General features: G+C 68.4%; 7 protein-coding genes. 3 read left to right on the forward strand and 4 right to left on the reverse strand.

Annotation, left to right across the window (positions count from 1 at the left end; translation table 11 throughout):
- The first annotated feature begins 172 nt into the window (after positions 1–172).
- Both ACIBVN_RS49440 and groL read left to right on the forward strand, forming a co-directional pair.
- Complete coding sequence (locus ACIBVN_RS49440) at positions 173–373, forward strand: cold-shock protein (protein ID WP_238503559.1); 201 nt, start codon at positions 173–175, stop codon at positions 371–373.
- A gap of 559 nt (positions 374–932) precedes the next feature.
- Positions 933–2,558, forward strand: coding sequence for a chaperonin GroEL (gene groL / locus ACIBVN_RS49445; RefSeq protein WP_345001424.1), 1,626 nt, complete (start codon positions 933–935; stop codon positions 2,556–2,558).
- 79 nt (positions 2,559–2,637) lie between these two features.
- Here groL and ACIBVN_RS49450 read toward each other — a convergent pair whose 3' ends face one another.
- Both ACIBVN_RS49450 and ACIBVN_RS49455 read right to left on the reverse strand, forming a co-directional pair.
- Positions 2,638–3,168 carry a YbhB/YbcL family Raf kinase inhibitor-like protein gene (locus tag ACIBVN_RS49450; protein WP_397147931.1) on the reverse strand — a complete coding sequence of 177 codons (531 nt, stop codon included), beginning with the start codon at positions 3,166–3,168 and terminating at the stop codon, positions 2,638–2,640.
- A gap of 89 nt (positions 3,169–3,257) precedes the next feature.
- Complete coding sequence (locus ACIBVN_RS49455; protein WP_397147933.1) at positions 3,258–5,273, reverse strand: HelD family protein; 2,016 nt, start codon at positions 5,271–5,273, stop codon at positions 3,258–3,260.
- A gap of 212 nt (positions 5,274–5,485) precedes the next feature.
- Here ACIBVN_RS49455 and ACIBVN_RS49460 point away from each other — a divergent pair, with 212 nt between their 5' ends.
- The gene (locus ACIBVN_RS49460; RefSeq protein ID WP_397147935.1) at positions 5,486–5,821 is read left to right on the forward strand and encodes a hypothetical protein; all 336 of its coding nucleotides are present in this window, start codon (positions 5,486–5,488) and stop codon (positions 5,819–5,821) included.
- 226 nt (positions 5,822–6,047) lie between these two features.
- Here ACIBVN_RS49460 and ACIBVN_RS49465 read toward each other — a convergent pair whose 3' ends face one another.
- Positions 6,048–7,700, reverse strand: coding sequence for a DNA repair helicase XPB (locus ACIBVN_RS49465; protein WP_397147937.1), 1,653 nt, complete (start codon positions 7,698–7,700; stop codon positions 6,048–6,050).
- 136 nt (positions 7,701–7,836) lie between these two features.
- Positions 7,837–8,190: a hypothetical protein gene (locus ACIBVN_RS49470; RefSeq protein WP_397147939.1), complete on the reverse strand. Its 354-nt coding sequence runs from the start codon at positions 8,188–8,190 to the stop codon at positions 7,837–7,839.
- Between the last annotated feature and the right edge of the window lie 214 nt (positions 8,191–8,404).

Raw genomic sequence — 8,404 nt, forward strand, 5'->3', positions numbered from 1 at the left:
AACGACCGGCCATCCGGAGAAATGCGTTATTTGTGGATTGACTCTGTTGCCAAACCCCGTGCCACAGGTATGGTCGAGGGCGATCGTCTGGCTGATTTTCCCTTAAGTCAGGCGATTACGGGTCTCGCGGAGGAATGGGCGAGATCTGTGGGCCCAGTAAGAGGAGTCGGAAGTGGCGCAGGGCACCGTCAAGTGGTTCAACGCGGACAAGGGCTACGGCTTCATCGCGGTAGACGGTGGTAAGGATGTATTCGTCCATTACTCAGCGATACTGATGGACGGGTACAGAGCTCTCGAACAGGGGCAGCGCGTCGAGTTCGAGATCACGCAGGGCCAGAAGGGTCCCCAGGCAGAGGCCGTTCGCGCGGTCTGACGCGCCCCACTGGTATGCACCGGCAGGATCGCGCGGCAGCGCAGTCCGGGCGAACCTGCCACCTCTCTTTCGTCGACTCGGGTGCGGCGAGCCGCATGGGGCTGGCTCGCCGTACTCCGCCGCTCCCTGCTGATGGCCTCCACTCCGTGGAGGCGGGCTCGGTCGCTCTCGATGCCGTCGCCTTCCCCCGCTCTGGTCGCTACGCTCCCGCCGCTCCTCCAGGCGACGGCAGCTCCCTGCTTATGGCCTCACTCCGTGAGGCGGGCTCGGTCGCCCTCGATGCCGTCGCCTTCCCCCGCTCTGGTCGCTACGCTCCCGCCGCTCCTCCAGGCGACGGCAGCTCCCTCGCAAGTGACCTGGGAGGAAACACCCGGTAGGAGGGTTCTCGCTTGCACTCGGCAGGGTAGAGTGCTAAACAGTTCGTTGGCACTCGATACATCAGAGTGCCAGCGATTCGGATCGGGACGATGGGGTCTGCCGAAGGAGACGCTGACCCATGCCGTCGCGGGCGTCGGCTCGGTCCACGACAAGCCACCCTGCATCTGGGAGGTCTAGCCTTATGGCAGCCAAGATGATCGCGTTTGACGAGGACGCCCGGCGCGGTCTCGAGCGCGGTATGAACCAGCTCGCCGACGCCGTCAAGGTGACCTTGGGTCCCAAGGGCCGCAACGTCGTGCTGGAGAAGAAGTGGGGCGCTCCCACGATCACCAACGACGGTGTGTCCATCGCCAAGGAGATCGAGCTCGAGGACCCTTGGGAGAAGATCGGCGCCGAGCTGGTCAAGGAAGTCGCCAAGAAGACCGACGACGTCGCGGGCGACGGCACCACGACCGCCACCGTGCTCGCCCAGGCGCTGGTGCGTGAGGGTCTGCGCAACGTCGCCGCCGGCGCCAACCCGATGGCCCTGAAGAAGGGCATCGAGGCCGCCGTCGAGCGCGTCAGCGAGGAGCTCTCCAAGCTGGCCAAGGACGTGGAGACCAAGGAGCAGATCGCCTCCACCGCCTCCATCTCCGCCGCCGACCCCGAGATCGGCTCGCTCATCGCCGAGGCGATGGACAAGGTCGGCAAGGAAGGCGTCATCACCGTCGAGGAGAGCAACACCTTCGGCCTCGAGCTCGAGCTCACCGAGGGCATGCGCTTCGACAAGGGCATGACGTCGATGTACTTCGTCACCGACTCGGACCGCATGGAGGCCGTGCTCGAGGACCCGTACATCCTGATCGTCAACAGCAAGGTCTCGGCCAACAAGGACCTGCTGCCGCTGCTCGACAAGGTCGTCCAGTCGGGCAAGCCGCTGCTGATCATCGCCGAGGACATCGAGGGCGAGGCCCTGGCGACCCTGGTCGTCAACAAGATCCGCGGCCTGTTCCGCTCCGTGGCCGTCAAGGCTCCGGGCTTCGGCGACCGCCGCAAGGCCATGCTGAACGACATCGCCATCCTCACCGGTGGCCAGGTCATCGCCGAGGAGGTCGGTCTCAAGCTCGAGAACGCCACCCTCGACCTGCTGGGCCGCGCCCGTAAGGTCGTGGTGACCAAGGACGAGACCACGATCGTCGACGGCGCCGGTGACGCCGAGCAGATCGCCGGACGGGTCAACGAGATCCGCGCCGAGATCGAGCGCACCGACTCCGACTACGACCGTGAGAAGCTGCAGGAGCGCCTGGCCAAGCTGGCCGGTGGCGTGGCGGTCATCAAGGCCGGCGCGGCGACCGAGGTCGAGCTGAAGGAGCGCAAGCACCGCATCGAGGACGCCGTCCGCAACGCGAAGGCGGCCGTCGAGGAGGGCATCGTGCCCGGCGGTGGCGTGGCGCTGCTGCAGGCCGGCGCCAAGGCGTTCGACAAGCTGGAGCTCAACGGTGACGAGGCCACGGGCGCGGCGATCGTGCGCAAGGCCCTGGAGGAGCCGCTGAAGCAGATCGCGGTCAACGCCGGTCTCGAGGGCGGCGTCGTGGTGGAGCGCGTTCGCAACCTCACCCCGGGTGAGGGCCTGAACGCCGCTTCGGGCGAGTACGTCAACATGTTCGAGGCGGGCATCCTCGACCCGGCCAAGGTGACGCGCTCGGCGCTGCAGAACGCCGCTTCCATCGCGGCGCTCTTCCTCACCACCGAGGCCGTCATCGCCGAGAAGCCCGAGAAGACCCCTGCCGCTCCGGCCATGCCGGGCGGCGGCGACATGGACTTCTAGGTCTCTTCTCGCCGTTCGAACGAAGGGCGGCCCGGGGTTTCCCGGGCCGCCCTTGTGCGTTCCAGGACAGATCCGCTGGTCATACGCCGTAGACGGGGACGATGTGGCCGCGGGCCAGGGTGTTGGCGGTGATGTTGAAGCCGACCACCGCCGGGCTGGCGTCGCTGTCCACGCCCAGCTTGTCGACCCCCAGAGCGTGGACCGTGAAGACGTAGCGGTGCGGGACGCCCGGAGGCGGGGCCGCGCCGCCGTACTCCTTCTTGCCGTAGTCGTTGCGGGCGTGGGTCGCCCCGGCGGGCAGGCCCTTGAACTCGGGGCCGGTGCCCGCGCCACCGGGCAGCTCGGTCACGGAGGCCGGGAGGTCGAACAGCACCCAGTGCCAGAAGCCGCTGCCCGTGGGGGCGTCGGGGTCGTAGCAGGTGACGGCGTAGCCGCGGGTCTCGGCAGGCGCGCCCGACCAGCGGAGGTGGGGCGACTGGTTCTGGCCCGTCATGCCCCAGTCGTTGAAGACGTGGAGGTCGCTCAGCCGCTCGCCGTCCCGGATGTCGTCGCTCTCGACCACGAGCGCGGGGACCGACGGCAGGTATTCGTGTGGAAGCGGTGCCGGCACGGCATCCTCCTAGGTTGAGAGCTGCTTGCCCAGCCATCCTAGAAGCGGCCGTGTCCGCCGCCGGTCAGGTGATCCGCCTGTCGCCGTGCCTAGGCCGTCAGCTCGGCGGGCAAGGGCTTGTCGTGCAGGACCGTGAGTGACGTCACCGCTCGGGTCAGCACGACGTAGAGCCTGGCCAGGCCTCGGGGCTCGGCCGCGACGATGTCCGCGGGCTCCACGACGATGACGTGGTCGTACTCCAGGCCCTTGGCCAGGGTCGCGGGGACGATGAGGAGGCGGTGCTCCTCGGTGGAGTCTGGGTCCAGCACGGCGTGGGGCAGCTCGGCCAGCGCGCGGGAGACGTCGCTGATCAGCGCGTCCGGGACGATGACGCCGATGGAGCCCTCTCTGGACAGGGCCTCCGCGGCGGCCTCCGCGACCGAGCCGCCGGGGCGTACCGTGAGCGAGCCGAGGCCCGGGCGGAGCGAGCGGGGGGCGGCCAGGTCGGGGGCGATGGAGGGGAGCAGCTGGGCGGCGTAGTCGAGGACCTCCCGCGGCACGCGGAAGCCGAGCGTCAGCTCCGTCACCTCGCCCTCGCGCTGGCCCAGATGCTCGAGCACCGACTTCCACGAGCTGGTCGACCAGGGGGTCGTGCCCTGGGCCAGGTCGCCAAGGACGGTGGCCGAGCCGTTGCGGCAGCGGCGGCCGAGCGCTCTCAGCTGCATCTCGGAAAGGTCCTGGGCCTCGTCCACCACCAAATGGCCCAGGGATGGAGTGCGTTCCATCAGGTCGCGGAGCTCGTCGAGGAGTGCGGCGTCCGCGGCCGACCATTTGGCGGACTTCCAGCTCCGGTACGGCTTCCGCCAAATAAGCATTTCTTGCTCTTCTGGCGACAAATCGGATTTGGTGGCTCTTTTGGAAGCAGCAGTGAGGAATTCCGGGTCGGAGAGCAGGCGATAAAGGACCTGTTCTGGCGTTAGTTTGGGCCAGACCGTATCCACGAGCTGCTTCACCGGTTTCGACCTGGCCACCGCATCCTGAACCCGGTCGTCGGGTGATTCGCCGCGCTGTTCCATTCGCACGAGCACCATATGAGCCAGCCGCTGGGCCAGCGCCGCGCGACCCGGGTTGTACCGCGTGGTGCCGCGCAGGGAGGCCACGATCTCGCGTACCTCGTAGTCGGCCACCCGGTAGCGGTACGCACCCTTGGTGAACACCACGCCCTCCTCGGGCTTCACGATGTGCAACCAGAGCGCGCGCTCGAGCACCGCCGCCATCCTGGCGTCGCCCTTCACCGCCGCCACCATGGGGTCCTCCGGCGTCGCGTGCTCGCCGAGCAGCCCGGCGACGGTGGTCTGGTCGACCTTGACCTCGCCGAGGGCGGGGAGCACGGAGGAGATGTACGAGAGGAAGGCGCGGTTGGGACCGACGATCATGACGCCCGCCCTGGCGAGGCGCTCGCGGTGGGTGAACAGCAGGTACGCCGCCCGGTGCAGGCCCACGGCGGTCTTCCCCGTGCCTGGGGCGCCCTGGACGCACACCGTCTGGGCCAGGGTGGAGCGGACGATCTCGTCCTGGTCCGGCTGGATCGTGGCGACGATGTCGCGCATCGGGCCGGTTCGGGGGCGTTCGATCTCCTCGGTGAGGATCTTCGACGGGCCGATCTCGACGCCGTCGCCGAGCGGCTCGTCCTCGAACGCCGTCAGCGCGCCGCCGTGGTATCCGAAGCGGCGCCGCCGTACGACGCCCATGGGGTCTGTGGGGCTGGCCTGGTAGAACGCGCGCGACACCGGGGCGCGCCAGTCGATGACCAGGGGCTTGCTGTGGCCGTCGTGCACGTGGCGGCGGCCGACGTAGATCGTGCTGGGAAGGTCGTCTCCCGCGGTGCGGTCGAGGCGACCGAAGAACAGCGGCGTGTCCGGATGGTCGGCGAGCGCCGCCACGCGCTGGTCGAGGAGGGCCTGGAGGATCTGCTGCGAGACCCAGTCACCCGCCGCGTCGGCGGACAACGACTGGGCATGTGCGCGCATGGCCTTGAGCGCGGCTCTGGACTCGGCCAGGTGCGTCTGTTCGGCGGCGAGGACGTCCGAGGGAAATATGTCGGGGGCCAACTGGTGTCCGGGCATGCGAAAGCGCCTCCCTGGGTGGTGTACGGAGGTGGTTAAGGCAGCGAATCGGCCAGTCTAGTGGCGACGCTGGGCGGCTTCCAAAGCATTTACCGGCCGCGTCGGCTGGCCCTCCAGGCAGCGGGCGTGTCGGGACGTCGCGCCGGTCGACGGCGAGGCGCGACCTCACCACCCGCCGCTTGGAGGTCGGCCGGGCGGGGTAAGGATGGGTGGTGGCGCGGATTCAGCTGCGTTTTTCGCCGATCATTCCCACGATCGCGAGCTTCCTGCTCGCCGCCCTCTGGGCGTTGTCGGTGTTCGCCGGTTGGGGGCTGGAGGCGTTCTGCGCGGGCGGCGAGTCCGCTTCGACGTGCTCGCAGCGACTTGGTACGGTCTCCACGGTGTCAGCGCTGTTCGCCGTGCTCGCCGCCGGCTGCACGGCGGCCGCCTGGCTCCTCCCGCAGTCCAGGAACGACCCGCGCACCTTCGGGCGGATCATGGGCGCGGGCGTGGTCGCCTGGGTCGTCGCCGAGGGCGTGCTCTTCCTGGGCGGACTGATGGCGCGGTAGGCACCGGCTCGGGCCTCACCGCAGCGAATCCCCCGATAGACAACTAACTGGAAATACCGAAAAAATCGGGCATATCAGGTGGGTTTGTCGGATCATGGGGGTATGTCGCAGGCGGCGTGATAGTACGCAGGTGAGGGGGGTGGTTCGATTGTCTTCGGCCCGCGGAGTCTCGTGGACGTGACACCACGCTGAACATGCCTGGTCGCTCGAGGCGAGCGGCCGGGCATCACACCCCGCCGAACACGTCGTCGGCGTCGATGATCTGGTACGCGTACCCCTGCTCGGCCAGGAACCGCTGCCGGTGCGCCGCGAAATCCTGGTCCACCGTGTCCCTGCTGACGATCGTGTAGAACCGGGCGCCCCCGCCGTCGGCCTTGGGCCGCAGCACCCGTCCGAGCCGCTGGGCCTCCTCCTGGCGCGAGCCGAACGTGCCCGACACCTGGATCGCGACGGCGGCCTCCGGCAGGTCGATGGAGAAGTTCGCCACCTTCGACACCACCAGCACCTGGATCTCCTTGTCGCGGAACGCCTGATAGAGCCGCTCGCGCTCCTTGATCCGGGTCTCGCCCTTGATGACCGGCGCGTTGAGGTGCTCGCCGAGCTCGTCGAGCTGGTCGATGTACTGGCCGATGACCAGCACCTGCTCGCCCAGATGGCGGCGGACCAGCGCCTCGGTCACCTGCGTCTTGGACGGCGTGGTGGCGCAGAAGCGGTAGCGCTCCTCGGACTCGGCCATCGCGTACGCCAGCCGCTCCTCGTCCGTCAGCGTGACGCGCACCTCCACGCAGTCGGCGGGCGCGATCCAGCCCTGGTTCTCCATCTCCTTCCAGGGCGCGTCGTACCGCTTGGGCCCGATCAGCGAGAACACGTCGCCCTCGCGCCCGTCCTCGCGCACCAGCGTCGCGGTCAGTCCCACGCGCCGGCGGGCCTGCAGGTCGGCGGTCATCCTGAAGATCGGCGCGGGCAGCAGGTGCACCTCGTCATAGACGATCAGGCCCCAGTCGCGGGCGTCGAACAGCTCCAGGTGCGAGTAGACTCCCTTCCGCCGGGTCGTCATCACCTGGTACGTGGCGATGGTGACCGGGCGGATCTCCTTCTTCGAGCCGGAGTACTCGCCGATCTCGTCCTCGGTCAGCGAGGTGCGCTTGAGCAGCTCGGTCTTCCACTGGTGGGCCGAGACGGTGTTCGTCACCAGGATGAGCGTGGTGGCCTGCGCGTGCGCCATGGCGGCCGCGCCGACGATGGTCTTGCCGGCGCCACAGGGCAGCACGACCACGCCGGAGCCGCCGTTCCAGAACGCGTCCGCCGCCTCCCGCTGGTACGGCCGAAGCGCCCAGCCCTCCTGCTGCAGCTTGATCGGGTGGGCCTCGCCGTCCACGTAGCCGGCCAGGTCCTCCGCCGGCCAGCCCAGCTTGAGCAGGGCCTGCTTGACGTTGCCGCGGTCGCTCGGGTGCACGATGACCGAGTCGCCGCCGAGCCGCTCGCCCAGCATCGGCTGGATCTTCTTGGAGCGCAGCACCTCCTCCAGCACCGCCCGGTCGGTGGAGGTCAGCACCAGGCCGTTGACCGGGTCCTTCTCCAGCCGCAGCCGGCCGTACCTGGCCATGGTCTCGGCGATGTCCACCAGCAGCGCGTGCGGCACGGGGTAGCGGCTGAAGCTGATCAGCGCGTCGATGACCTGCTCGGCGTCGTGTCCGGCGGCGCGGGCGTTCCAGAGCGCCAGGGGGGTGACGCGGTAGGTGTGCACGTGTTCTGGAGCGCGCTCGAGCTCGGCGAACGGCGCGATCGCCTTGCGGCACTCGTCCGCCCGCTCGTGGTCGACCTCGAGCAGCAGTGTCTTGTCCGACTGGACGATCAGCGGTCCATCGCTCACTGGCATGTCTCCGTGGGTTCCGTACGGGGCCTGGCGCAACAGGACCATCGTCTCCTGATCCCGGCTCCCCCGCTCCGAGACTCCAACAACCCGCGAGCCTGGATTAGTCCTTCGGCCGCCCAAAGGACGGCAGACCTCGGCTTCAGTCGTCCAGGTAGCCGGCCAGACCCAGGAAGAGGAATATGCCGACGGTCAGCACGAAGCCGAGCCCGAACAGCACCCAGCTCCAGATCACCATCGAGCGCGCGGCCTCGGGCTCCGTGCGGCTCCTGCCGATCGCCAGGCCAGCCAGGATCGCGCCGGGCACACCGAGGATGTTGCAGCACGAGACGACCGCGAGGAGGTTGAGCACGAGTGAGACGATCGCGTTGGCGCTCGGCCCGTCGTTGCGCGGCGGCGGATAGCCGTACCCGTACCCGTACTGCGGGGGCGGCTGCTCGCCGTAAGGCGCGCCATAGGGCTGGTACGGATAGCCCGACGAATCTTCCTGGCTCATGGTCACCTCCAGACACGTCAACACTTATCACGGAATTGAGAGGTGCCTGACCGCAGTGCACGAACTGGCCATGGATCTCGGCCCCGAATGGTCAGCAGGCCCCCGCCTCCGAGCTAGAGCCAAGACCACTTAGTTAGCGATTTCGTGGTGTCGTCAAATCGGCGGAAACAGCAACAGAGCCCCTGCTAGAACAGTGTCGACCAAGATCACAGTT

Origin of the sequence: Nonomuraea sp. NPDC049400 (genome assembly GCF_044466425.1) — a bacterium.
Classification (GTDB): Bacteria; Actinomycetota; Actinomycetes; order Streptosporangiales; family Streptosporangiaceae; genus Nonomuraea.